This window comes from Mesorhizobium sp. WSM4828 (genome assembly GCF_055811175.1).
Genome location: NZ_JBVVQK010000025.1, coordinates 56,176 through 79,802, shown reverse-complemented (window position 1 = coordinate 79,802; position 23,627 = coordinate 56,176). Strand labels below are relative to the sequence as shown.

Below are 23,627 nucleotides of genomic sequence, written 5' to 3'. Positions count from 1 at the left end.
CGACCTTGAATGTTCCGGATCACCTTGGCTTGCGGTCCGGGAATTCTCCCGGACGAGGCGCAGAAGTAACGGGAGCCGTCCGGTGTCCTTGTTCAAGTTCGCTCATGACATCTTGAACCACCACCTCGAGATCGGCCTGCCCCCAACCAAGCTCGGTGATTTCTCCATATCGAATGAAATTTGAACGGTCGAACCCGCCTTCAATGTCATTGTAGGAAATCACGCTCCGGCCGATCAAACCTACGACCCAGATGCGATGATCACTCCCGGCAGGCGAGTGATGCAGCCATTCTTCCGGTTCGATCTTGATCAGCTCCCAAAGTCTTCGCTGCCCAAAGCTCATGCGATCTCGGCCAGCGTTGATCAATTCCCAGATGGTTGCCTCGTTCAATTGACGATTCCTTCAAAAGCCAGCCGCCGGTGGCAGCTTCAGTCGACGATCGCTATGGCAAAGCCGTCATAGCCCTTGGCGCCAACAGTCTGGTTGGCGGTGCCTTGCAGACGCTTGTCGCTGCCGATGAACGAGAACGCCGCGCGTGCCCCTTCGACATTGGCGTCGCGACCATCTTCATTCACCACCGCGCCGTCACGGATGACATTGTCGCAGACGATGACGGTCCCCGGCCTCGAAAGACGCATGGCCCACGACAGATAGTGCGGGTTGTTCGGCTTGTCGGCGTCGATGAAGATGAAGTCGAACGGCCCGGCACTCTCGGCGCCTAACGCCGCAAGCGATTGAAGCGCCGGTCCGACCCGCAGTTCCACCCTATCCGACACCCCTGCCCGTTCAAAGTTCGACCGCGCGACACTGGCGTGGTGCGGATCAAGCTCGAGCGTCACGACCTTGCCGTCCATCGGCAATGCTCGCGCCATCCAGATTGTCGAATAGCCGCCCAACGTGCCGATTTCGAGTACCTTCTTTGCTCCCAGCATTCGCGCAAGAAGTGACAGCAGCTTGCCCTGTGCCGGCGAAACGTCGATCGGCGGCAGGCCCTGTTCACGGTTGGCCGCCAGAACGGCATCAAGGGCAGCATCCGCCTCGAAAAGAGCCTCGACAATATAGTCGTCGACAGAAGCCCAGATCTTCCTGCTCATCGTTTTCTTCTCCGATCCGATTGGGGAACCAAAAATGCGAAAAGGGGCCACTTGGGCCCCTTTTCTATCTTCATCTTTCTTGCGCGCTTACTGTGCGGCGGAAGCCATGTCGGTCAGCATCGGCTCGGCGACCTCGACGCCGGACGCCTTGCGGCGCTCGTCGATGATCAGCTCGTCGCGCGAGGTGGCGATGCGCCGGATCTGGCTCATCGTGCCACCGGTACCGGCCGGGATCAGCCGGCCGACGATGACGTTTTCCTTCAGCCCCTGCAGCATGTCGGTCTTGCCGGCAACCGCAGCTTCGGTCAGCACCCTCGTCGTCTCCTGGAAGGAGGCGGCCGAGATGAAGGACGGCGTCTGCAGCGAGGCCTTGGTGATGCCGAGCAGCACCGGTTGGCCTTCGGCCGGCTTCTTGCCTTCCTCGACCAGGCGCTCGTTGACCTCTTCCAGCTCGATCACGTCGACGTGGTCGCCCGGAATGTAGGTCGAATCGCCCTGCGTGGTGATCTCGACCTTCTGCAGCATCTGGCGAACGATCACCTCGATGTGCTTGTCGTTGATCGACACGCCCTGCAGGCGGTAGACCTCCTGGATCTCGTTGACGAGGTAGGAGGCAAGCGCCTCCACGCCCTTGATCGCCAGGATGTCGTGCGGCGCCGGATTGCCGTCGAGGATGTAGTCGCCCTTCTCGATGACGTCGCCGTCCTGGAGATGGAACGGCTTGCCCTTCGGGATCAGGTATTCGACCGGCTCAAGCGTCGAGTCATGCGGCTCGATGATGATACGGCGCTTGTTCTTGTAGTCGCGGCCGAAGCGGATCGTGCCATCGATCTCGGCGATGATGGCGTGATCCTTCGGACGGCGTGCTTCGAACAGTTCGGCCACACGCGGCAGACCACCGGTGATGTCCTTGGTCTTGGCGCTTTCCATCGGAATACGCGCCAGCACGTCGCCGGGGCGAACCTGTGCGCCCGGCTCGACCGAAAGAATGGCCTCGACCGAGAGCAGGAAGCGGGCGTCGCCGCCCTTCGACAGCTTGCCGACCTTGCCCTTGGCGTCCTGGATGGCAATCGCCGGCTTGAGGTCGTTGCCGCGTGGCGTCGAGCGCCAGTCGATGACCTCACGCTTGGTGATGCCGGTCGATTCGTCGGCCGTTTCCTGAACGGAAATGCCGTCGACCAGATCCTCGTACGACACCCTGCCCTCGATTTCGGTGAGGACCGGGCGGGTATAGGGATCCCACTCGGCGATACGCTGGCCGCGCTTAACCTTGTCGCCATCGTCGACGAAGATGCGCGAACCGTAGGTGACGCGGTGCGTGGCGCGTTCCTTGCCGGCTTCGTCGAGGATCAGCACCGCCATGTTGCGGCCCATGACCATCAGCTGGCCGTCGGAGTTGCGCACCACGTTGCGGTTGCGGATCTCGACCTTGCCCTCATAGGAGGCTTCAAGGAAGGAGGAATCCACCACCTGCGCCGTGCCGCCCATGTGGAAGGTACGCATGGTGAGCTGGGTGCCCGGCTCGCCGATCGACTGCGCCGCGATGACGCCGACAGCCTCGCCCTGGTTGACGGGAGTGCCGCGGGCCAGATCGCGTCCGTAGCAGACCGCGCAGACGCCGACCCTGACCTCGCAGGTCAGCGCCGAACGGATGCGGACCGACTGCACGCCGGCCTTTTCGATCAGTTCCACGTCCCGCTCGTCCATCAGCGTTCCGGCCTTGACCAGAACCTCGCCGGTGACCGGGTGGGTGATGTCGTCGAGCGAGGTACGGCCGAGAACGCGCTGGCCAACCGACGCGACGACCTGACCGGCATCGACGATCGGCTGCATGGTGAGGCCCTTGTCGGTGCCGCAGTCGAGCGAGTTGACGATGCAGTCCTGCGCCACGTCGACGAGACGACGCGTCAGGTAACCCGAGTTCGCCGTCTTCAAGGCGGTGTCGGCCAGACCCTTGCGAGCGCCGTGGGTCGAGTTGAAGTATTCGAGCACGGTGAGGCCTTCCTTGAAGTTCGAGATGATCGGCGTCTCGATGATTTCACCGCTGGGCTTGGCCATCAGGCCGCGCATGCCGGCGAGCTGGCGCATCTGGGTGGGCGAGCCGCGCGCACCGGAGTGCGACATCATGTAGATCGAGTTCATCGGCTTCTGACGGCCGTTGTCCTCGAACTCGACCGCCTTGATGCGGGCCATCATTTCGTCGGCGACCTTTTCCGAGCACTTGGCCCAGGCGTCGACGACCTTGTTGTACTTCTCGCCCTGGGTGATCAGGCCGTCATTGTACTGCTGCTCGTACTCCTTGGCCAAAGCCTCGGTGTCGGACACCAGCTTGATCTTGGCGTCCGGAATCAACATATCGTCCTTGCCGAACGAAATGCCGGCACGGCAGGCGTGGCTGAAGCCGAGAGCCATGATGCGATCGCAGAAAATGACCGTCTCCTTCTGACCGCAATGGCGGTAGACGGTGTCGATCATCTTGGAGATGTTCTTCTTGGTCATCTCCTGGTTGGCGGTCTCGTACGGCACGTTGTGGTTCTTCGGCAGAAGCTCGCCGATGATCATGCGGCCAGGCGTGGTGTCGTAGATCTTCGACACGACCTTGCCGTCGGCGTCGACCGTGCGGAAGCGCCCCTTGATCTTGGCATGCAGCGTCACCGCCTTGGTCTCGAGCGCGTGCTGGAGCTCGCCCATGTCGGCAAACACCATGCCCTCCCCCGGCTCGTTCTGGTTGACGATCGAGAGATAGTAGAGACCGAGAACCATGTCCTGCGACGGCACGATGATCGGCGCGCCGGAAGCCGGGTGCAGGATGTTGTTGGTCGACATCATCAGCACGCGGGCTTCGAGCTGCGCTTCCAGCGACAGCGGCACGTGGACCGCCATCTGGTCGCCGTCGAAGTCGGCGTTGAAGGCCGTGCAGACCAGCGGATGAAGCTGGATCGCCTTGCCTTCGATCAGGATCGGCTCGAACGCCTGGATGCCGAGGCGGTGCAGCGTCGGTGCGCGGTTCAAAAGCACCGGATGCTCGCGGATGACCTCGTCGAGGATATCCCAGACCTCCGGACGCTCCTTCTCGACCAGCTTCTTCGCCTGCTTGACGGTCGAGGAGTAACCCTTGGCGTCGAGACGGGCGTAGATGAAGGGCTTGAACAGCTCGAGCGCCATCTTCTTCGGCAGGCCGCACTGGTGCAGCTTGAGCTCCGGACCGGTGACGATGACCGAGCGGCCGGAATAGTCGACGCGCTTGCCGAGCAGGTTCTGGCGGAACCGGCCCTGCTTGCCCTTCAGCATGTCGGACAGCGACTTCAGCGGACGCTTGTTGGCGCCGGTGATGACGCGGCCGCGGCGGCCGTTGTCGAACAGCGCATCGACGGCTTCCTGCAGCATGCGCTTTTCATTACGCACGATGATGCCGGGCGCGCGCAGCTCGATCAGCCGCTTCAAGCGGTTGTTGCGGTTGATGACGCGGCGATAGAGATCGTTCAGATCCGACGTGGCGAAACGGCCGCCGTCCAGCGGGACAAGCGGACGCAGGTCCGGCGGAATCACCGGAACCACCTTCATGATCATCCATTCCGGACGGTTACCGGATTCCATGAAGTTCTCGACGACCTTGAGCCGCTTCAGGTACTTCTTCTGCTTGAGCTCGGAGGTGGTCGAAGCCAGCTCCGAACGCAAATCGCCGGCGATCTTCTCCAGGTCCATGCCGGCCAGAAGGTCGTGGATCGCCTCGGCGCCGATCATCGCGGTGAACGAATCCTCGCCATATTCGTCGACGGCCATCATGTACTCTTCCTCGCTGAGCAGCTGGTGCTCCTTCAGCGCGGTGAGGCCGGGTTCGGTGACGATGTAGTTCTCGAAGTAGAGGACGCGCTCAATGTCCTTCAGCGTCATGTCGAGCAGCGTGCCGATGCGCGACGGCAGCGACTTCAGGAACCAGATGTGGGCGACCGGTGCCGCCAGCTCGATATGGCCCATGCGCTCGCGGCGGACGCGCGACAGCGTGACTTCGACGCCGCACTTCTCGCAGATGACGCCCTTGTACTTCATGCGCTTGTACTTGCCGCACAGGCACTCATAGTCCTTGATCGGACCAAAAATGCGCGCGCAGAACAGGCCGTCACGCTCCGGCTTGAAGGTGCGGTAGTTGATGGTCTCCGGCTTCTTGATCTCGCCGAACGACCAGGACAGAATCTTCTCAGGGCTGGCAAGCGAGATCCGGATGGAATCGAACACCTGCGCGGGCGCCTGGGGATTGAAGAGATTCATGACCTCTTGGTTCATGCCGTTCTCCTTTTCGGGGTCCTCGAAAACCCCTTGCATCTAGCGCGGGCCAAACGCCCGCCGACTTGATCGGCCATCGGCCGAAGAATTTGGGTGCGCCCCGGTCGCGAGAGCCCTCTCCCGCGACCGAGCGTCTTGCTTATTCGGCCGCGTCGGGCAGCCGGATCGGGTTGTCGTCGAGCTTGGTGTTCTCCAGCTCGACATTGAGGCCGAGAGACCGCATTTCCTTGACGAGAACGTTGAAGCTCTCGGGGATGCCGGCCTCGAAGGTGTCGTCGCCTCTGACGATCGCCTCGTAGACCTTGGTGCGGCCGGCGACGTCGTCCGACTTCACCGTCAGCATCTCCTGCAGCGTGTAGGCGGCGCCGTACGCTTCGAGCGCCCAGACCTCCATCTCGCCGAAGCGCTGGCCACCGAACTGCGCCTTGCCGCCCAGCGGCTGCTGGGTAACGAGCGAGTACGGTCCGATCGAACGCGCGTGGATCTTGTCGTCCACAAGGTGGTGAAGCTTGAGCATATATATATAGCCCATCGTCACTTTGCGATCGAACGGTTCGCCGGTGCGTCCGTCATAGAGCTGCGACTGACCGCTGGTATGCAGGCCCGCCTGCTCCAGCATGATGTTGATGTCGGCCTCGTGCGCGCCGTCGAACACCGGTGTCGCGATGGAGACGCCGCGGCGCATCTGCTCGCTGAGGCGAACGATGCTCTCGTCGTCATATTCGCGGACCGGCTCGTTGCGGTCGTTGGCCGGCATGAAGCTCTCGAGCGTCTTGCGCAGCGGCTTGATGTCGCCCGCCGTCTTGTACGCGTCGATCAGATCGCCGATCTTCCTGCCCATTCCGGCGCAGGCCCAGCCCAGATGCGTCTCCAGGATCTGGCCGACATTCATGCGCGACGGCACACCCAGCGGGTTGAGCACGATATCGGCATGCGTGCCGTCCTCGAGGAAAGGCATGTCCTCGACCGGAACGATCCGCGACACGACACCCTTGTTGCCGTGCCGGCCGGCCATCTTGTCGCCGGGCTGCATCTTGCGCTTCACGGCCACGAAGACCTTGACCATCTTCATGACGCCCGGAGGCATCTCGTCGCCGCGCTGCACCTTCTCGACCTTGTCCATGAAGCGCTGCTCGAGCGCCTTCTTGGAATCGTCGTACTGGCCACGCAGGGCTTCCAGTTCGCTCTGGAGCTTTTCGTTCTCCACGGCAAACTGCCACCACTGCGAACGCGGATACTCGTCGAGCGTGTCCTTCGACAGCTTCGAGCCCTTCTTGAAGCCCTTCGGCCCGGCAATCGCCTCCTTGCCGACGAGAACGTCGGAAAGGCGCGAATAGACGTTACGGTCAAGGATCGCCTGCTCGTCGTCGCGGTCCTTGGCGAGGCGTTCGATCTCCTCGCGCTCGATCGCCATGGCGCGCTCGTCCTTCTCGACGCCGTGGCGGTTGAAGACACGCACTTCGACGACGGTGCCGAAGGTTCCCGGAGGCATGCGCATCGACGTGTCACGCACGTCCGAGGCCTTTTCACCGAAGATGGCGCGCAGCAGCTTTTCTTCCGGCGTCATCGGGCTTTCGCCCTTCGGCGTGATCTTGCCGACCAGAATGTCGCCCGGCTGCACTTCCGCACCGATGTAGACGATGCCGGCCTCATCGAGGTTCTTCAGTGCTTCTTCCGAGACGTTCGGGATGTCGCGCGTGATCTCCTCCGGCCCGAGCTTGGTGTCGCGGGCCATGACTTCGAACTCCTCGATGTGGATCGAGGTGAAGACGTCGTCGGCGACGATGCGCTCGGACAAGAGGATGGAATCCTCGTAGTTGTAGCCGTTCCACGGCATGAACGCGACCAGCACGTTGCGGCCGAGGGCCAGATCACCGAGCTCGGTCGACGGGCCGTCGGCAATGATGTCGCCCTTGTTGACCCGGTCGCCCATGCGCACCAGCGGACGCTGGTTGATGCAGGTGTTCTGGTTCGAACGCTGGAACTTCATCAGCCGGTAGATGTCGACGCCGGACTTGCCGGGATCGAGGTCTTCCGTGGCGCGGATGACGATACGCGTCGCGTCCACCTGGTCGACGATGCCGCCGCGGCGGGCGCCGATTGCGGCGCCCGAGTCACGGGCGACGATCGGCTCCATGCCGGTGCCGACGAACGGCGCTTCGGCGCGCACCAGCGGCACGGCCTGACGCTGCATGTTCGAGCCCATCAGCGCGCGGTTGGCGTCGTCGTTCTCGAGGAACGGGATCAGGGCCGCGGCCACCGAAACCATCTGCTTCGGCGACACGTCCATCAGATCGACGTTTTCGCGCGGCGCCATCATCACTTCGCCGGCGTTGCGGCAAATGACGAATTCGTCGACGAAATGACCATTCTTGTCGAGCTCGGCATTGGCCTGCGCGACGTGGTGCTTGGCCTCTTCCATTGCCGAAAGGTAAACGACCTCATTGGTCAGCTTGCCGTTGACGATCTTGCGGTACGGGCTCTCGATGAAGCCGTATTTGTTGACGCGCGCGAAGGTCGCAAGCGAGTTGATCAGGCCGATATTCGGGCCTTCCGGCGTCTCGATCGGGCAGATGCGGCCGTAATGCGTCGGGTGCACGTCGCGCACTTCGAAACCGGCACGCTCGCGGGTCAGACCGCCCGGTCCAAGCGCCGAAAGACGGCGCTTGTGGGTGATCTCCGACAGCGGGTTGGTCTGATCCATGAACTGCGACAGCTGCGAGGAACCGAAGAACTCGCGCACGGCGGCAGCCGCCGGCTTGGCGTTGATCAGGTCCTGCGGCATCACCGTATCGATCTCGATCGAGGACATACGCTCCTTGATCGCGCGCTCCATGCGCAGCAGGCCGACGCGGTACTGGTTCTCCATCAGCTCGCCGACCGAGCGCACGCGGCGGTTGCCGAGATTGTCGATGTCGTCGATCTCGCCCTTGCCGTCGCGCAGTTCGACCAGCGTCTTGACCACGGCCAGGATGTCGTCCTTGCGCAGCACGCGCACGGTATCCTCGGCCTTGAGCTCGAGGCGCATGTTCATCTTGACGCGGCCGACGGCCGACAGATCATAGCGCTCGCTGTCGAAGAACAGCGAGTTGAACATGGCTTCGGCGGTTTCGAGCGTCGGCGGCTCGCCGGGGCGCATCACGCGGTAGATGTCGAACAGCGCGTCCTGGCGGCTCTCGTTCTTGTCGACGTTGAGCGTGTTGCGGATATAGGCGCCGACATTGACGTGGTCGATGTCGAGGACCTTGATCTCGTCCTCGCCGGTGCCGAGCAGCACTTTCAGCGTCTTTTCGTCGATCTCGTCGCCGGCTTCGAGGAAGATCTCGCCGGTCGCGTAGTTGACGATATCCTCGGCAAGATAGTTGCCGAGCAGATCCTCGTCGGTCGCCTTGATCGCCTTGAGACCCTTCTCGCCAAGCGCCCTGGCCTGGCGGGCAGTGATCTTCTTGCCGGCCTCGACGACGACTTCGCCGGTGTCGGCGTCGACCAGGTCACCAACGGCCTTGAGGCCGCGGAAACGCTCGACGTTGAACGGGATGCGCCAATGGTCGCCGGCACGCTTATAGATGATCTTGTTGTAGAAGGTCGACAGGATCTCTTCGCCGTCCATGCCGAGCGCCATCAGCAGCGACGTCACCGGAATCTTGCGGCGGCGGTCGATGCGGGCGTGCACGACGTCCTTGCTGTCGAACTCGATGTCGAGCCACGAGCCGCGATAGGGAATGACACGCGCGGCAAACAGAAGCTTGCCGGACGAGTGCGACTTGCCCTTGTCATGGTCGAAGAAAACGCCCGGCGAACGGTGCATCTGCGAGACGATGACGCGCTCGGTGCCGTTGACGATGAAGGTGCCGTTCAAGGTCATGAGCGGCATGTCGCCCATGTAGACGTCCTGCTCCTTGATGTCCTTGATCGACTTGGCGCCGGTATCCTCGTCGATATCGAACACGATGAGGCGCAGCGTCACCTTGAGCGGCGCCGCATAGGTCAGGTCGCGCTGACGGCATTCGTCAACGTCGAATTTCGGTCCCTCGAACTCATACTTCACGAATTCCAGCATCGAGGAGCCGGAAAAATCGGAAATCGGGAAGACCGACTTGAAAACTGCCTGCAGCCCCTCGTCAGGACGCCCACCCTTGGGCTCCTCCACCATCAGGAACTGGTCATAGGATGCCTTCTGAACCTCGATCAGGTTCGGCATCTCCGCAACTTCCGGGATCTTTCCGAAAAACTTGCGTACGCGTCTGCGGCCATTAAAAGTCTGGGTCTGGGCCATCGTCGCTCCTTAGCTCAATTCTCGGGACGAGCCTCGCCGCGGCTCGCCTTGCATCTCGGGCCACCTTGGCGGCCCTGTCTTGTTGCCCGCCGCCTGTCGGCGGCTTCTTGTCTTTTCACCCGCCGCCAAATGGCGGTGGGCCAGAAACGGGAGAAAACCCGTTTCCTGAAGGCCGGTTTGCGGCCCTCAGGAAAGAGGTTTTCGCACTCTTCGCGTTACGCAGCCTCCCTTCGACGCGAAAGGAGTGGCTGACGGCGCGACGCCGTCCGCCGGTACTCAACGCTTACTTCAGTTCAACCTTGGCGCCGGCTGCTTCCAGCTGGGCCTTGAACTTGTCCGCGTCGGCCTTGGAAACGGCTTCCTTGACCGGCTTCGGAGCCGCCTCGACCAGGTCCTTGGCTTCCTTGAGGCCAAGACCGGTGATGGCGCGAACTTCCTTGATGACGTTGATCTTCTGAGCGCCTGCCTCGGTGAGGACGACGTCGAATTCCGTCTTTTCCTCGACCGGAGCAGCAGCGGCCGCAGCGCCGCCGGCAGCGGCAACCGCCACCGGAGCAGCGGCGGAAACGCCCCACTTTTCTTCAAGAAGCTTCGACAGCTCGGCCGCCTCGAGGACGGTCAGCTTCGAAAGGTCGTCTACGATCTTTGCCAGATCAGCCATTGCAATGTTCCTTCATAAGGTTCGAACGTGTGTTTGTGATAGCGAGGAACGGCCTCATGCCGCCTCGTCCTTCCGGGCGTAAGCGCCGATGACGCGCGCGACCGAAGCCGCAGGCGCATTGACGATCTGGGCGATCCGGGTTGCCGGCGTGGCGATCATGCCAACCAGCCTGGCGCGCAGCTCATCGAGCGACGGAAGTGTGGCGAGTGCCTTCACACCGTCGGCATTGAGCGAGGTAGTGCCCATTGCGCCGCCGAGAATGACGAGCTTGTCATTTCCCTTGGCGAAATCGGACGCGACCTTCGGCGCCGCAATCGGATCCTCCGAATAGGCGATCAGCGTCTGTCCCTTGAACAGCTCGATGATCGATGCGGAGTCCGTGCCCTGAAGAGCGATTTTGGCGAGACGGTTCTTCGCGACTTTGACGGTGCCACCGGCGGCGCGCATTTTCGACCGAAGGTCGTTCATTTGCGCGACGGTGATACCGGCGTAGTGGGCCACGACGACTGAACCCGCGCTTGAAAACGCATCATTCAGGCCCGTGACGAGTTCGCGTTTTTCCGCTCTGTCCACTGCCTATCTCCAGTTGACCCCTGCCCTCTACGAAGGACAGGCGTCGGGTTGCCTTTTGCCGGCCGGGCCATCCAGTAACGGATCTCCCGAACGACGCTCGAGGATCCTGCCCCCTTTCGCCACACCTGCCGGCAAGCCGGACGGTGCGCAGACAAAAGGCAAACACGGTTCGAACCTTTCATTGGAGCTTGTGGCTCCTTTGTCCGGTCTTCACCCGTCTCATGCAGGCCCACATGAATTAAGGCCCACATCACCTAAGGCTTGGGGGCCGCCTGCAATCTCGGACAGGATGTCCGGAAGCCTTTCGACTTCCGGTACCGGGCCGCCGACAGGTCGGAGGCCCGGAATTCTTTCACGGATCAGCGTTTTAGCGGCCGATCCAATTGTTCGTATCAGGACGCAGCGAGCGTCGAGACGTCGAGCTTGAGGCCCGGGCCCATCGTCGAGGTGACCGACACCTTCTTGACGTAGTTGCCCTTGGCACCAGCCGGCTTTGCCCTGGTCACCGCATCAGCGAAGGCGCGGACGTTTTCTTCCAGCGCCTTGACGTCGAACGAGACCTTGCCGACACCGGCATGAACGATGCCGGCCTTCTCGACGCGGAACTCGACGGCGCCGCCCTTCGATGCCTTGACGGCGGCGGTAACGTCGGTGGTTACGGTGCCGACCTTCGGGTTCGGCATCATGCCGCGCGGACCGAGCACCTTGCCGAGACGGCCGACCAGCGGCATCATGTCCGGCGTGGCGATGCAGCGGTCGAAGTCGATCGTGCCCTTCTGGACGATGTCGACCAGATCTTCGGCTCCGACGATGTCGGCGCCGGCAGCCTTGGCTTCCTCGGCCTTGTCGCCACGCGCGAAGACGGCGACGCGAACGCTGCGGCCGGTGCCGTTCGGCAGGTTGACCACGCCGCGGACCATCTGGTCGGCATGGCGCGGGTCGACGCCGAGGTTCATCGCGACTTCGATCGTCTCGTCGAATTTCACCGAGGAGCGATCCTTGAGCAGCTTCAGCGCCTCACCCAAAGCGTAAGCCTTGTTGGGATCGATGCCTTCGCGGGTCTTCGATACACGCTTTGCAATCTTTGCCATGATCTCAGCCCACCACTTCCAGACCCATCGAGCGGGCGGAGCCCTCGACCATGCGCATGGCCGCCTCGACGTCGTTTGCGTTCAGATCCTTCATCTTCTGCTCGGCGATGGCGCGCACCTTGTCACGGCCGATCGTGCCGGCCTTGACCTTGCCCGGCTCCTTCGAGCCCGACTTCAGGTTCGCGGCCTTCTTCAGGAAGTAGCTCACCGGCGGCGTCTTCATGACGAAGGTGAACGACTTGTCCTGGTAGTAGGTGATGACGACCGGAACCGGCGAGCCTTTTTCCATTTCCTGGGTCTGCGCGTTGAACGCCTTGCAGAACTCCATGATGTTGATGCCACGCTGACCAAGCGCCGGGCCGATCGGGGGCGACGGCGTGGCCGATCCCGCGGAAACCTGGAGCTTGAGCTGGCCTGCAATTTTCTTAGCCATCTCTCTTCCTGCCTTTTCTCATGCCGGTCTTGCCGGCGGTTGCAGTCTGGTGGTGCGGTCCGCGCGGCCGGCTAAAGCCGCATTCGCCTCCCACCCGTTTTTGGCCGCGCGATCTCCGCGCCGCCTTCCCTGCCGCCGAAACCGCTGCAGGGACTTCGGATCAGCCCTTCTCGACCTGTCCGAATTCCAGATCGACCGGCACAGCGCGCCCGAAGATCGAAACTTCCACCTTGAGCCGCGCCCGCTCCTCGTCCACTTCCTGGACGAAACCGTTGAAGGACGCGAATGGTCCATCCGAAACGCGGATCGCTTCGCCGATCTCGAACGTCACCGACGGCTTCGGCCGCTCGACGCCCTCCTGAACCTGGTTCAGGATACGCTGGGCCTCGGCTTCGGTGATCGGCACCGGCTTGGAGTCGCCCAGGAAACCGGTGACCTTCGGCGTGTTCTTGACGAGCGAGAACACGGCGTCGGTCAGATTGGCCTTCAGCAGCACATAGCCCGGAAAGAACTTGCGCTCGGCATCGACCTTGCGGCCGCGGCGGATCTCGACGACCTTTTCGGTCGGCACCACGATCTGCTCGATGTCGGCGGACAGGCCCTTCTGCTTGGCCTTGTTCTCGATGTCCTCGGCGACCTTCTTTTCAAAGTTCGAGTAGGCGTGGACGATGTACCACCGCGCGGTCATTTCAAGACTTCTCCGTAATCGCCGGACTTACTGTCCGAGGCCGAGGATTTTTTCGACCGCAAAGCCCATGGCCACGTCTGCGGTAAAGAAAAAGATCATCGCGATGACCGCGAACACAAGGACCATCACCGTCGAGATCATCGTTTCGCGCCGCGACGGCCAAGTGACCTTGGCGGTCTCCGCGCGAACCTGCTGGAGAAAGGTGAAGGGATTTGTGGTTTTCGAAGCCATATGCCGCTCTGTCTGCAAGACCCGTTGGCCGGGTCTCCTGGATGATCCCGCTGGCCGGGACGTGCCGCTTGAGCGTGCGTTCGCGCCGAATCAGCGCAATCATTTCGCCCATGCAAATCAGACGCGTAAAGCCGGCTTCCCAGCTCCACGCGTCGCGTGTCTGTCTCGTCTACATAAAACCGATTCTTGATCCACGCAAGTGGCAAGTGTCCGCTTTATGGCCAAACGCCGCCTCGGAACCATCCAGTCGTCCCGTCCCGGCTATGCGGCCCTTATGCCGCAACTTATGCTATATGGCAAGTCACAAGCCGATTTTCAAAGGCCGCACTGCAAAAGAATCGTTTTAGGCATCCATTCAAAGAATGGCACGGGCAGCAGGGCTCGAACCTACGACCTGCGGTTTTGGAGACCGCCGCTCTACCAACTGAGCTATGCCCGTATGCGCATGTCGGCGCAGCAGGCGCTTCCTAAAAGCTTCCGCGCGCTCTGTAAAGAGCGACGTGCGCTGCCCGGCCTTCATCTTCGAAAGTCCAGGCGTCCTCCCGGCCATTTCCCGTCGACCCGTCGATTGCTGACGATCAAGCCGACCCAGGGACGCAGGATTTCTGGGTCGGTCAGATTGATATATTTTCCCACCAGCCCTTTAGCACCCTCGCGCCGCGCATCGATGAGCCCCTTGCGCACGCCATCATGCCAATCGAACAGCAGGTAAACTCTCTCTCCCGCTGTCTTCACCTCGCCCCGGCCAGACTTCCATTTATCCTTGCTATCACCCGGAATTGTGGGATCGCCACCGCCGTTCCATCGGCCGGACCAGCTGCCTTCGATGGTGTCATTGCGGTCGCGGCCGCTTTCGGTGCCCCAGGCCTCGGCGTTTTCATCGCTTGCAGCGCCCTCCAGTTTCACGCCGGCGGCGAACGCCGACACCTCCTCGTCGTCGGGAGTGGGGACGTCCATGACGCCAAACGGATTTCGGGATCCGCGGTTGCTGTCAGAATTTGCTTTGCTGTCCGATCCCATCGCGGCCTCCGGTTTTTCAGCGCGGCCCCGCCAGCGACGGCGGCCTCAAACCGTTCCAACCTGGCGGACCGAACCATTCACCGCCACCCGCTTCCCGCCAATGAGGTCCTAGCGGCCGGGCATTCGACCGATTCGCGCCCGGTCAGTTTCCCGAAGGCGGCTTGTAGGGGCCGCCCGGCACGCCCCAGCCCCAGGCCGGCATCGGTTCCGTCTCGGGATCGCAGGTCTCGCCAAGGTTGGAGTTCATCTTGGCCAGCCGCGATCCCCATTCGACATAGGCCATGAAGGCAGAGCGGAACTCGGGATCGTCAGGCAACCCGATCTCGTCGGCGGCGTCGGCGAGAAGATTGATCCAGCGCCGGCGCTGCTCCTCGGTCAGATGCTTGCCGAGATGATGCATCACCATCTCGCGATGGCCGCCATGCTTCTCGCTGTAGGTTTTCGGTCCGCCAAAGACTTCGCCGATGAAGGCTGCGACGTGAGCGGGATGGTCCGGCGACATATGCTTGAACACTGGCCCGACGATGGGGTCCCGGGAGACGCTGTCGTAGAAGGTCTGGGTCAGACGGTTCAGCGCTTCGGACCCGCCGGCCCATTCGAACAACGTCGGGACATCCTGGCTCATTCGCGATCCCTCCCATGCTGGTCTTCGCTGGACGATAGCGGAAATATCGAGCGCCACTCAACCTGCCTCGATGGCCAGTTGGCCCGGCTATCATGCCTGTCTTACGATTTGACCGGCCTATGATTTCACGGGCGTGGTGGCCTGAGCCTTGGCGCCCGAGATCTCGCGGCAGTTCTCCGGCGTTGGCTCCGATCTGCAGATGCCAGGCCCGGTCAATTCGTCCGCGGACCCAGGCCCGGTCGTCAGCCCGACTTTCAGCATCATCTCTGGTTCAAGGTGCCGGTAGCGCGAGTATTGCGCCGATTGCATCGCCGAAAACATGCCGGGTCCAACAGTCATGTCCTCGAGATAGGCCTTGACCCGCTGCTCGAAGCCCATCGAATGCACGCTCAACTGTGCACGCGGGCCGACCAGGCGTTTGACACCGCCGGCGAGCATGATCGGGCAGGCCGAGCCGCACTCGCCGCCGGCATCGACCGTTAGTCCGTTGTAGACGCCGTCTTCGGCCGTGCAGTCGGCCTGCCGCGGCTCGCAGCCAATGAAATCGGTCCGCGCCACGGCGACGTCGAGTTTACGTTCGCGGATCAGCCTTCCGGCCGCCAAAGCACCGAGCACGTCGCCACCCGGCGAACTGACTACGATGGGCAGGCGCCGGGCGCCGACGCTGTCAAGCAGTTGGCGCAGTTTTTCGGCCGTGTCAGCGGTAATCGTGCCTTCCGCCGAGATCCATTCCGGGCAATTGGGATTGCATAGCGGATTGCTGCCGCGGACCAGGACGAAACGCATGTCAGCGACCTCCTTCGCCGGCGGGGTTTCGAGCCCTGAAGGTGCAGGCTCGGCGTTCGCTACCACTTCGCCGGCCGGCTTCGCGATATTCGCCGGCGCCGGCACTTCCCTGCAACTCGCCGGTAACGGATCGGAGTTGCATAGGGTTGGCGCGGTCAGCAGGTCGACGGCATCCAGGCTGGTGACGAGATTCATTTGCAGCATGTCGTAGGGAGCCAGTTGCTGGATGCTGCTGGCCGGCGTGCTTTTCATGGTCTCGAGCACGCCCAGGCCGACGCCCATCTCCTTCAGATAGGCCGCCAGCTTCCGCTCCAGCGGCTTGTTCATTTCGTAGGTCTTGTAGCTGCCCGCGTTCTTCCGGCTGACGACCCTGGTGCTGAGTATTTTCTTCTTGCCTTTCACCATCCGGTAGGTGGTGCGGTACAGCAATCTAGTCCGGATATAGGTCGTGGTGATCTGATGGACGCCGAGAAAGGCCCATTCCCCGACCACGCGCCGGATGCCACCGGAAAACATCAACGGACAGGCGGAATTACAGATGGCGCCGTCGGCATACGCATCGCCGAAATAACGGGCGCCCTTGCCGTCGTTTTCCTTGCAATTCTTCATATCCGGCAGACAGCCGACGAAGCGGCTTTTGCCGACGGCGATATCGAGCTTGTTCTTGCGGATCAGGCGGCCAAGTGTCAGCGCCGCTTCGACATTGCCGCCAGGGGAATCGACGACGATCGGCAGCTTTCGGCCGCCAAGCTGCTTCAGCGTGCGTTTGAAAAGGGCCGGCGTGCCGGCTTCTATCGAGCCTTCCGCCGATATCCATTCCGGACAGGTCGGCTCGCACCCCGGCGCGCTGCTGCGGACGACGACGAACCGCATTGTCGGGCCGAGATCCGGCGAGGATTTTTCCGGCGTGGATTTCTTTGCATCCGCTGCGAAGGCAGCGTGGCCCATGACGAGCAATGACACCAGGCAGATCAGCCCTAGTGACCACCATGCCTGACTATGCAAACGGCGCCATGGAACCATTCGGGCAAGCCCCCTCGATGCAACCTATACTAGTTATGGCAGAGGCGCTTGCAACAGGATTTGAAGCAATGCGGTTAATCCATTGCCAGAATATCAGAATCAAAAGGGCGGCCCGAAGACCGCCCTTTTGCATCCGATCTCAACCGGCAGCGCCGGCGATTACTCTTTGATGGTGACGACGATGCCGGCACCGACGGTGCGGCCGCCTTCACGGATGGCGAAGCGCAGCTTCTCTTCCATGGCGATCGGCACGATCAGCTCGACATCGACGGTGATGTTGTCGCCCGGCATCACCATCTCGGTGCCTTCCGGCAGCGACACGATGCCGGTCACGTCCGTCGTGCGGAAATAGAACTGCGGGCGGTAGTTGGTGAAGAACGGCGTGTGGCGGCCGCCCTCGTCCTTGGTCAGGATGTAGGCTTCGGCAACGAACTTCTTGTGCGGCTTGACGGTGCCGGGCTTGGCCAGGACCTGGCCGCGCTCGACGCCTTCACGGTCGACACCGCGCAGCAGCGCGCCGATGTTGTCGCCGGCCTGGCCCTGGTCGAGCAGCTTGCGGAACATCTCGACGCCCGTGCAGGTCGTCTTGGTGGTCGGACGGATGCCGACGATCTCCAGCTCCTCGCCGACCTTGACGACGCCGCGCTCGACGCGGCCGGTCACCACCGTGCCGCGGCCCGAGATCGAGAACACGTCCTCGATCGGCATCAGGAACGGCTTGTCGAGCGGACGAACCGGTGTCGGGATGTAGGCATCGACCGCAGCCATCAGTTCGCGGATGGCGTCCTCGCCGATCTTCTTGTCGCTATCTTCAAGCGCGGCAAGCGCCGAACCCTTGACGATCGGAATGTCGTCGCCGGGGAACTCGTTCTTGGTCAAAAGCTCACGCACCTCGAGCTCGACCAGCTCGAGCAGCTCGGCGTCGTCGACCTGGTCGACCTTGTTCAAGAACACCACGATCGAGGGCACGCCGACCTGGCGGGCGAGCAGGATGTGCTCGCGGGTCTGCGGCATCGGGCCGTCGGCGGCCGACACCACCAGGATCGCGCCGTCCATCTGCGCAGCACCGGTGATCATGTTCTTCACATAGTCGGCGTGGCCGGGGCAGTCGACATGGGCATAGTGGCGGTTGGCGGTCTCGTATTCGACATGCGCCGTCGAAATGGTGATGCCGCGCGCCTTCTCTTCGGGCGCCGCATCGATCTGGTCGTAGCGCTTGTATTCGCCAAAATACTTGGTGATCGCCGCCGTCAGCGACGTCTTGCCATGGTCGACGTGACCAATCGTGCCAATGTTCACATGAGGCTTAGTGCGCTCGAATTTACCTTTTGCCATAGTCTCTTTCCTTGGACGGCCTGGGGACGGCCTGGACCTTCAGTTCAGTCGAATGCGGGGCGATTAGCGACTAAGGCCGAAAAACACAAGTGCCTTGTCGCCGAGCGCGCTCGCCCGCCCGAACGCGTGATCCGGTTTCGGAGAATGTGGCGCGGATATAGGAACGAACAAGGGCAAATGGAATGGTTACGGCGGCGGCTGACGGCTTTGACGGATTTACGGCCGGATCTGGCCCATTGCCGCCCTGGCGCCGGTCTGATTTCGTGGGCCGATGCATTTCATCCCGACTGCCATACGAGGCCCGCTGTTCATGGTCGTTTCGACCGGGTCCTACATCGTCAACGACACGATGATGAAGCTCGCAACCGCGGGACTGCCGCCCTACGAGGTGCTGTTCCTGCGCGGCGCTGCGGCAACATTGTGGGGCATTCCGCTGCTGTTCATGCTTGGCTATGGCAAGCAGATCCCGCTGATCCTGGACGCGAAGGTTTTGCGCAGGAACCTGCTCGAACTGGGTGCTATCCTTTGCTACGTCGTGGCGCTCGCCAACATGCAGATCGCCGATTCGACCGCGCTCGGGCAGATCACGCCCTTGCTGATGCTGGTCGGCTCCTCGATGTTGTTCGGCGAACGGATCGGCGGGGTGCGCCTGGCGCTGATCGGGCTCGGCTTTGTCGGCGCGGTGATGGTGGCACAACCGACGATGCAAGGGATTTCGGTCTATGCCCTGCTGGCGCTAGGCAATGCGGCTCTGTCCGCGGCGCGCGATCTGGCCGGACGCAAGGTCGCCGCCGACGTGCCGGGAATGGTCGTGGCTATTTCCGCGGTGATTGTGGTGCTCGCGGGCGCCGGCGTTGCGCATCTGGTTTCCGAGCAGTGGGTGGTGCCTGGGACCCGTCACCTGCTGCTGATGGGCGGCGCCGGACTGTTCCTGATCTTCGGCCACTTCTTCATCTTCATGGCCTATCGCGTCGGGCCGACCAGCGTGGTGGCGCCGTTCTACTATTGCTTTACCGTCTGGGCGGTGATTTCAGGCCTGGTGGTATTCCGGCAGCTCCCGAATGCGCTGGCCATCTGCGGCATCCTGCTGGTGGTGGCCAGCGGGTTGACCATCGTCTCGCTCGACGAGCGCAAGCGCCGGTTGACGGTCGTCGCTTGAAACTGAAATCGGCCTGCATAATGGGAGGAGCGCGTGGCAAGCCCGGATGACAACCAGAATTCACGCAATCGCACGCTCGCCGGAAAGTGCCTGTGCGGCGCCGTTCAGTACGCGGTGGCGGACGCGTTCGTCTATGCCGCGAACTGCCACTGCTCGAACTGCCGGCGCACCACCGGCTCGGCCTTCAAGCCATTCGCCGGCATCGAGCGCGACAGTTTGAGCCTGGCGAGCGGCGAGGACAATCTCATGATCTTCGGCGACGAAACCGGCCATAACGCGCACTGCAAGACCTGCGGCTCGTTGCTTTATTCGGTGGTCCGCGACGGTGCCTTCGTGCATGTCGCCATGGGAACCCTCATCGACGAGCCGACCATCCGCCCGACACAGCACATCTTCGTCGGCTCCAAGGCGAAGTGGTTCACCATCACCGACGATCTGCCGCAATATGAAGAACACGCGGTCACCGGAGATGCCGGCGAGTAGCGGTCGGCATTCGGGTGAATGCCGACGCAACTGCCGAACGGCTTCTAGAGTGCCCTCTTGCCGCTGAACTGGTGATAAGCCCACAGGACAACCACGGCACCGACCACGGCTACGATCAGGCTATAGATGTTGAGCCCGGTAACGCCCGACGCGCCAAACGCGCTGAAGATGAGCCCGCCGACGATAGCCCCGACAATCCCGAGCACGATGTCGAGCACAAGGCCTTGCCCGCTTTTATTGACGATCTTGCTGCCAATGAAGCCGGCGATGACGCCGAGAATAATCCAGCTTAATATTGACATTTTTCCTCTCCGTTCCCCGCACCCGATTACTTCCACATTATTAAGCAAAGCTCAAGCCAACTTGAAAATCATGATTACGGAAAGCTCAAACCGGCTTGAAATTCGCGATGAATGCGTCATTGTCGAAGACGGACGGGCAATTTGACATGGAGATCCACAATGGGACTGTTTGACAATGCCGTTCCCGGCGGCAACGTCGCCAAACCGCTGATGATCGCGCTCGGCGCACTTTTGGTGGGAAAAATGCTGAGCGGTGGAAGTTCCGCCCAGCCGGAGGCGGTGCAGAGCCCTGCCCCCGTCCCGCCTGATACAACCGCATCCACCGACGGCGGACTGCTCGGCGGTCTGGGCGGCCTGCTCGACAAACTGAAGGACGCCGGCCACGGCAACGTCGCCAATTCGTGGGTCGACACCGGTCAGAACCAGCCGATCAACCCCAACGATCTGGGCAGTGCCCTCGGCCCGCAGATCATCCAGGAGATCGCGCAAAGGACGGGTCTGAACCAGCAGGAATTGCTCCAGCAATTGTCCGCGGCCTTGCCCGGGCTTGTCGACCAGCTGACGCCGAACGGGCAAGTGCCGCAGCAGAACCAGCTCGCGTCCATATTCAGCAAATTCGCGAGCTGACGCCTGTCGCCCAGCGCCGCCTGTGGTTCGGGACATCGATAATACAGATTAAGATGCGCGCCCGTTTGGACGCGCAACCTTGAATTATCGGCAAAGCGCTTCTCTTGGCGCTGCCTGCTTCGGGATCGTGCGGGAGGTGCGCCGCGGCTGGGGGAAATCTGGAGCGGGTAGCGGGAATCGAACCCGCATATTCAGCTTGGAAGGCTGCTGCTCTACCACTGAGCTATACCCGCGCCTTTTAGTCAAGCATCGGATCCGCTCCGACGCTCGCTCTGCGTTTCAGGGCTTCCGGGCCGGCAGTGGTGGAGAGGGTTGGATTTGAACCAACGTAGGCATAGCCAACGGATTTACAGTCCGTCCCCTTTAACCACTCGGGCACCTCTCCAGTCTGCCGCCGGAGCCATGCAACGAGGCATCGACGCGTTGCGGCTGCCAAAGCAGCCCTTCCGCGAAGCGCCTTATGGCGGCAGCGCCCAAAACTGTCAACCGCAACAGCCCGGCAAAAAGCGCTGAATTTCGCACCTCGCCCGACAAGCAGCTTATGCGGCTGTATCCATGGCGGGACGACACAGCTATAGAAGCCGGCCATGAGCAACGATAACAAATCCAAGACCCCGAAAGATACCCACTACGCCAAGCTGCGCCGGGCGCATCGCGACGAGAAGAGCGGCGGCGCGCCGGCGTTCAGGCCGCGCCAGCCGGTGCCGCCCGGCGAGAACCCGGCGGATGGCCTGGTGCGGCTCTACGGGCTGCACACGGTGCGGGCAGCACTCGACAATCCGCGCCGCAAAATCAAGAAGATGCTGGTGACGCGCAACGCTGCCGAGCGACTGGCAATCGCCGATCTCGGCGCTTTGCCCTTCAAGGCGGAACTGGTCGAACCCAGGGACATCGACAAGGTCACCGGCTCCGATGCCGTGCACCAGGGCGTGCTGATCGAGGCCGAGCCGCTGAAACCGAAGCGGCTCGATGCGCTTGGCGACGCCAAGCTGGTACTGGTGCTCGACCAGATCACCGATCCGCACAATGTCGGCGCGATCCTGCGCTCGGCAGTGGCCTTCGGCGCCGGCGCACTGATCACCACGGCGCGCCACAGCCCGCAGGAATCCGGCGTACTGGCGAAGTCGGCCTCCGGCGCGCTCGAACACATCGATCAGATCGAGGTGAAGAACCTCGCCGATGCGCTGGGGCAGCTGCACGAGGCCGGCTTCCAGACCATCGGGCTGGATTCGGACGGTCCGGCAGAACTCGAAACGAGTTTTTCGGGAGAGAAGATCGCATTGGTGCTGGGCGCCGAAGGCAAGGGCCTGCGCCAGAAAACGCGCGAGACGGTGACGACGCTCGCCCGGCTCGACATGCCCGGCGCCATCCACTCCCTCAACGTGTCGAATGCCGCGGCGGTGAGCCTTTATGCGGCGCGGAAGTTTCTAGCGGCGGATTGAACGAGCGACCGGTATGTTCGAAACGTTCTCAAACGAGGGTGAATGGCTCGCGCTTCTTGCGAGTACAATCGGCACATTGAGAACACTCACTCCATTGGAGTTCTACGACGAGGCGAATGGCCGCTACCACGCGGCGAGAGATAGCGTAATGCGGCTAGTCTACAACCTTGAGAATCCAGCCGACTTTCGAGAATTCCTCGACGTCAACGCCGGTCGGAAGACTTGGCTGCCGGACAATTCCGAAGCCTTGACTGCCATGGATGTTACTGAAATTCACTATCGGGTCGTCAGCAACTTGGCCGGTGAACGGTGGGTTCACGGAGCTCTTAACGAACCCTTCGAGAACGGCATGCTTGTTCTAGCCCTCAAGCGGATCGCTGCCGATATCGACAAGTTCAAATTGACCAGTGGTCAGCAAGTTCCCTAACCAATTTCGAAATTCGCCATCCGCTCCAACGCTCTCACCAGTGCCGAGTGATCCTCCTTGGCGCCGCCATTGGCGGCACAGGAGTTGAATAGCTGCTGCGTGGTCGAGGTGTTGGGTAGTGCTACGCCGAGCGCTTTTGCTCCTTCCAGCGCGAGATTGAGATCCTTCTGGTGCAGTTCGATGCGGAAGCCGGGCGCGAAGCTGCGCTTGATCATGCGCTCGCCATGCACTTCCAGGATGCGCGAGGCGGCCAGCCCGCCCATCAGCGCCTGCCTGACCTTGGCCGGGTCGGCGCCGGCTTTTGAAGCAAAGACAAGCGCTTCGGCGACGGCCTCGATGGTCAGCGCGACGACGATCTGATTGGCGACCTTGGTCGTCTGGCCGACGCCGTTCGGTCCGACCAAGGTGATGTTCTTGCCCAACTTCTCGAAGATAGGCCTGGCGCGTTCGAAGGCTTTTTCCTCGCCGCCGACCATGATGGTCAGCGATGCCGCCTTGGCGCCGACCTCGCCGCCCGACACCGGCGCGTCGAGGTAGTCGCAGCCGAGGTCGTTGATCTTTTTTGCAAAGGCCTTGGTCTCGATCGGCGAGATCGAGCTCATGTCGATGACCAGCTTGCCTCTTGTCAGCCCGGACGCGACGCCATTTTCGCCGAACAGCACATCGGCCACCTGCGGCGTATCCGGAACCATGGTGATGACGATGTCGGCCGTTTTCGCGACGGCGCTGTGGCCAGAGACGATCTTCAGACCCTTGTCTATGAGATCGGCCGGCGGTTTCGAGCGGTGGTCGCTGGCGAAGACTTGATAGCCGGCATCAAGCAGATGCCCCGCCATCGGCGCGCCCATGATGCCGAGCCCGATGAAGCCGATGGTTTCCATGGTTGTTCTCCATTTCTTGTCAAGGCGGCGTTCCTGCGCGCCCCCTCTGGCCTGCCGGCCATCTCCCCCACAAGGAGGGAGATTGGATGTCACCGCCGCTTTCGCCAATTTTCGAGGCTGGGAAAGTTAAAAGCCGGCGCCGGAACTGCCGATCTCCCCACCTGTGGGGGAGATGGCCGGCAGGC

21 protein-coding genes and 3 tRNA genes are annotated in these 23,627 nt (G+C 62.1%); 5 read left to right on the top strand and 19 right to left on the bottom strand.

The window, feature by feature from the left end:
* Positions 1-19: 19 nt before the first annotated feature.
* From AC0L2X_RS24600 to tuf, 15 genes are all read right to left on the bottom strand, one after another.
* Positions 20-391 (bottom strand): hypothetical protein, encoded by a 372-nt coding sequence (locus AC0L2X_RS24600; RefSeq protein ID WP_352493442.1) that lies wholly within the window; start codon positions 389-391, stop codon positions 20-22.
* Between the two features lie 38 nt (positions 392-429).
* Entirely contained in the window at positions 430-1,095 is a 666-nt protein-coding gene (locus tag AC0L2X_RS24595) for an O-methyltransferase (protein ID WP_473562175.1), read from the bottom strand.
* An 87-nt stretch (positions 1,096-1,182) separates the two neighbouring features.
* Complete coding sequence (gene rpoC / locus AC0L2X_RS24590) at positions 1,183-5,379, bottom strand: DNA-directed RNA polymerase subunit beta' (RefSeq protein ID WP_352951248.1); 4,197 nt, start codon at positions 5,377-5,379, stop codon at positions 1,183-1,185.
* A gap of 139 nt (positions 5,380-5,518) precedes the next feature.
* Entirely contained in the window at positions 5,519-9,655 is a 4,137-nt protein-coding gene (rpoB, locus tag AC0L2X_RS24585) for a DNA-directed RNA polymerase subunit beta (RefSeq protein ID WP_292662592.1), read from the bottom strand.
* A 283-nt stretch (positions 9,656-9,938) separates the two neighbouring features.
* A complete protein-coding gene (gene rplL, locus AC0L2X_RS24580) occupies positions 9,939-10,316 on the bottom strand; it encodes a 50S ribosomal protein L7/L12 (protein WP_023680442.1) in 378 nt (125 codons plus the stop codon).
* Between the two features lie 54 nt (positions 10,317-10,370).
* Positions 10,371-10,889 (bottom strand): 50S ribosomal protein L10, encoded by a 519-nt coding sequence (rplJ, locus tag AC0L2X_RS24575; protein WP_008875657.1) that lies wholly within the window; start codon positions 10,887-10,889, stop codon positions 10,371-10,373.
* A 392-nt stretch (positions 10,890-11,281) separates the two neighbouring features.
* Complete coding sequence (rplA, locus tag AC0L2X_RS24570; protein ID WP_023680441.1) at positions 11,282-11,980, bottom strand: 50S ribosomal protein L1; 699 nt, start codon at positions 11,978-11,980, stop codon at positions 11,282-11,284.
* 4 nt (positions 11,981-11,984) lie between these two features.
* Complete coding sequence (gene rplK, locus AC0L2X_RS24565) at positions 11,985-12,413, bottom strand: 50S ribosomal protein L11 (protein WP_023680440.1); 429 nt, start codon at positions 12,411-12,413, stop codon at positions 11,985-11,987.
* Between the two features lie 160 nt (positions 12,414-12,573).
* Complete coding sequence (nusG, locus tag AC0L2X_RS24560; protein ID WP_006333333.1) at positions 12,574-13,101, bottom strand: transcription termination/antitermination protein NusG; 528 nt, start codon at positions 13,099-13,101, stop codon at positions 12,574-12,576.
* A gap of 27 nt (positions 13,102-13,128) precedes the next feature.
* Positions 13,129-13,332 carry a preprotein translocase subunit SecE gene (secE, locus tag AC0L2X_RS24555; RefSeq protein WP_023680439.1) on the bottom strand — a complete coding sequence of 68 codons (204 nt, stop codon included), beginning with the start codon at positions 13,330-13,332 and terminating at the stop codon, positions 13,129-13,131.
* A 363-nt stretch (positions 13,333-13,695) separates the two neighbouring features.
* A tRNA-Trp gene (locus AC0L2X_RS24550) sits at positions 13,696-13,771 on the bottom strand.
* A 77-nt stretch (positions 13,772-13,848) separates the two neighbouring features.
* Positions 13,849-14,352: a hypothetical protein gene (locus AC0L2X_RS24545; RefSeq protein WP_473562176.1), complete on the bottom strand. Its 504-nt coding sequence runs from the start codon at positions 14,350-14,352 to the stop codon at positions 13,849-13,851.
* A 142-nt stretch (positions 14,353-14,494) separates the two neighbouring features.
* Positions 14,495-14,977 (bottom strand): group II truncated hemoglobin, encoded by a 483-nt coding sequence (locus tag AC0L2X_RS24540; protein WP_473562177.1) that lies wholly within the window; start codon positions 14,975-14,977, stop codon positions 14,495-14,497.
* A gap of 117 nt (positions 14,978-15,094) precedes the next feature.
* The gene (locus AC0L2X_RS24535) at positions 15,095-16,786 is read right to left on the bottom strand and encodes a COG3904 family protein (RefSeq protein WP_473600419.1); all 1,692 of its coding nucleotides are present in this window, start codon (positions 16,784-16,786) and stop codon (positions 15,095-15,097) included.
* Between the two features lie 159 nt (positions 16,787-16,945).
* Positions 16,946-18,121, bottom strand: a complete 1,176-nt coding sequence (tuf, locus tag AC0L2X_RS24530) for an elongation factor Tu (protein ID WP_254817137.1) — start codon at positions 18,119-18,121, stop codon at positions 16,946-16,948.
* A gap of 271 nt (positions 18,122-18,392) precedes the next feature.
* Between tuf and AC0L2X_RS24525 the strand changes: the two genes are divergently transcribed.
* Both AC0L2X_RS24525 and AC0L2X_RS24520 read left to right on the top strand, forming a co-directional pair.
* The gene (locus AC0L2X_RS24525) at positions 18,393-19,280 is read left to right on the top strand and encodes a DMT family transporter (protein WP_473561147.1); all 888 of its coding nucleotides are present in this window, start codon (positions 18,393-18,395) and stop codon (positions 19,278-19,280) included.
* A gap of 33 nt (positions 19,281-19,313) precedes the next feature.
* Positions 19,314-19,763, top strand: coding sequence for a GFA family protein (locus AC0L2X_RS24520; protein ID WP_473561148.1), 450 nt, complete (start codon positions 19,314-19,316; stop codon positions 19,761-19,763).
* A 44-nt stretch (positions 19,764-19,807) separates the two neighbouring features.
* On the opposite strand, the gene AC0L2X_RS24515 is transcribed toward AC0L2X_RS24520, so the two are convergent.
* On the bottom strand, positions 19,808-20,065 hold the full coding sequence (locus AC0L2X_RS24515; protein ID WP_023717513.1) for a GlsB/YeaQ/YmgE family stress response membrane protein: 258 nt from the start codon (positions 20,063-20,065) through the stop codon (positions 19,808-19,810).
* Positions 20,066-20,224: 159 nt separating this feature from the next.
* On the opposite strand from AC0L2X_RS24515, the gene AC0L2X_RS24510 reads away from it, so the two are divergent.
* Entirely contained in the window at positions 20,225-20,692 is a 468-nt protein-coding gene (locus AC0L2X_RS24510; protein ID WP_473561149.1) for a YidB family protein, read from the top strand.
* Between the two features lie 159 nt (positions 20,693-20,851).
* On the opposite strand, the gene AC0L2X_RS24505 is transcribed toward AC0L2X_RS24510, so the two are convergent.
* Positions 20,852-20,925: transfer RNA gene (locus tag AC0L2X_RS24505), tRNA-Gly, on the bottom strand.
* Between the two features lie 67 nt (positions 20,926-20,992).
* Positions 20,993-21,077 (bottom strand) — tRNA-Tyr (locus tag AC0L2X_RS24500).
* A gap of 202 nt (positions 21,078-21,279) precedes the next feature.
* On the opposite strand from AC0L2X_RS24500, the gene AC0L2X_RS24495 reads away from it, so the two are divergent.
* Complete coding sequence (locus AC0L2X_RS24495; RefSeq protein ID WP_473561151.1) at positions 21,280-22,134, top strand: TrmH family RNA methyltransferase; 855 nt, start codon at positions 21,280-21,282, stop codon at positions 22,132-22,134.
* 13 nt (positions 22,135-22,147) lie between these two features.
* Positions 22,148-22,561 (top strand): hypothetical protein, encoded by a 414-nt coding sequence (locus AC0L2X_RS24490; protein ID WP_473561153.1) that lies wholly within the window; start codon positions 22,148-22,150, stop codon positions 22,559-22,561.
* On the opposite strand, the gene AC0L2X_RS24485 is transcribed toward AC0L2X_RS24490, so the two are convergent.
* A complete protein-coding gene (locus AC0L2X_RS24485) occupies positions 22,558-23,442 on the bottom strand; it encodes a 2-hydroxy-3-oxopropionate reductase (RefSeq protein WP_473561154.1) in 885 nt (294 codons plus the stop codon). The genes AC0L2X_RS24490 and AC0L2X_RS24485 overlap by 4 nt on opposite strands.
* Between the last annotated feature and the right edge of the window lie 185 nt (positions 23,443-23,627).

Bases quoted from the DNA above. Each gene is read 5' to 3' on its own strand.
- AC0L2X_RS24495 (WP_473561151.1), top strand. From the start codon at position 21,280: ATGAGCAACGATAACAAATCCAAGACCCCGAAAGATACCCACTACGCC.
- AC0L2X_RS24535 (WP_473600419.1), bottom strand. From the start codon at position 16,786: ATGGTTCCATGGCGCCGTTTGCATAGTCAGGCATGGTGGTCACTAGGG.
- rpoB (WP_292662592.1), bottom strand. From the start codon at position 9,655: ATGGCCCAGACCCAGACTTTTAATGGCCGCAGACGCGTACGCAAGTTT.
- rpoC (WP_352951248.1), bottom strand. From the start codon at position 5,379: ATGAACCAAGAGGTCATGAATCTCTTCAATCCCCAGGCGCCCGCGCAG.
- AC0L2X_RS24490 (WP_473561153.1), top strand. From the start codon at position 22,148: ATGTTCGAAACGTTCTCAAACGAGGGTGAATGGCTCGCGCTTCTTGCG.
- AC0L2X_RS24525 (WP_473561147.1), top strand. From the start codon at position 18,393: ATGCATTTCATCCCGACTGCCATACGAGGCCCGCTGTTCATGGTCGTT.
- tuf (WP_254817137.1), bottom strand. From the start codon at position 18,121: ATGGCAAAAGGTAAATTCGAGCGCACTAAGCCTCATGTGAACATTGGC.
- rplL (WP_023680442.1), bottom strand. From the start codon at position 10,316: ATGGCTGATCTGGCAAAGATCGTAGACGACCTTTCGAAGCTGACCGTC.
- AC0L2X_RS24485 (WP_473561154.1), bottom strand. From the start codon at position 23,442: ATGGAAACCATCGGCTTCATCGGGCTCGGCATCATGGGCGCGCCGATG.
- nusG (WP_006333333.1), bottom strand. From the start codon at position 13,101: ATGACCGCGCGGTGGTACATCGTCCACGCCTACTCGAACTTTGAAAAG.
- secE (WP_023680439.1), bottom strand. From the start codon at position 13,332: ATGGCTTCGAAAACCACAAATCCCTTCACCTTTCTCCAGCAGGTTCGC.
- AC0L2X_RS24540 (WP_473562177.1), bottom strand. From the start codon at position 14,977: ATGAGCCAGGATGTCCCGACGTTGTTCGAATGGGCCGGCGGGTCCGAA.
- AC0L2X_RS24595 (WP_473562175.1), bottom strand. From the start codon at position 1,095: ATGAGCAGGAAGATCTGGGCTTCTGTCGACGACTATATTGTCGAGGCT.
- rplK (WP_023680440.1), bottom strand. From the start codon at position 12,413: ATGGCTAAGAAAATTGCAGGCCAGCTCAAGCTCCAGGTTTCCGCGGGA.
- AC0L2X_RS24545 (WP_473562176.1), bottom strand. From the start codon at position 14,352: ATGGGATCGGACAGCAAAGCAAATTCTGACAGCAACCGCGGATCCCGA.
- AC0L2X_RS24515 (WP_023717513.1), bottom strand. From the start codon at position 20,065: ATGTCAATATTAAGCTGGATTATTCTCGGCGTCATCGCCGGCTTCATT.
- rplA (WP_023680441.1), bottom strand. From the start codon at position 11,980: ATGGCAAAGATTGCAAAGCGTGTATCGAAGACCCGCGAAGGCATCGAT.
- AC0L2X_RS24510 (WP_473561149.1), top strand. From the start codon at position 20,225: ATGGGACTGTTTGACAATGCCGTTCCCGGCGGCAACGTCGCCAAACCG.